Consider the following 520-nt stretch of genomic DNA (forward strand, 5'->3'; position numbering starts at 1 on the left):
GGGATACATCCAATCGGGGGATTACGCATCAAGAAAAGCGCAAATTGCGTTCCCAGAACAATATCGACAGTCATTGCAATCGCACCAAAACAGTCCTGCGTGGAAGAAGGTTGAGCAAATACAGCAATCCTTCCTTAACCAGAGTGCCAACCTAGACAGCATTCAGGGGCCTCAAGCAACGGAATGGTTTCCTATGGCAACCGAGCGCATCGGTCTCATGAACCAGTTGCGTAACCAAATGGTTGATCAGATGCTCAGTGCAGCAGAACATTCCGCGCAGCAAGCCACGTTAAATCGTAACTTGTTGATGGCTGCGACTACTGTGATTTCTCTGCTTATGATCATGATGGTGTGGGGGTTGGTTGCAAGCCTACGAAGCCGCGTTGGTCGCCTGAAACAAACCCTGCGCAGTATGTCTGAGCACCACGATATGACGGTTGAACTCGATTCTCGCGGCAAAGATGAAATCGCTTCCATCTCGAACAGCATTAATGCCTTGATCTCTAACTTCAGAAAGCTG

At 49.0% G+C, this 520-nt stretch carries 1 protein-coding gene; it reads left to right on the forward strand.

Annotated features, from left to right (window positions below; all coding sequences use genetic code 11):
- Positions 1-520: nitrate- and nitrite sensing domain-containing protein (locus tag R8N49_RS30365; protein ID WP_318190853.1), on the forward strand; the 520-nt coding region annotated here is incomplete at both ends.

This window comes from Vibrio sp. 1978 (assembly GCF_033344345.1).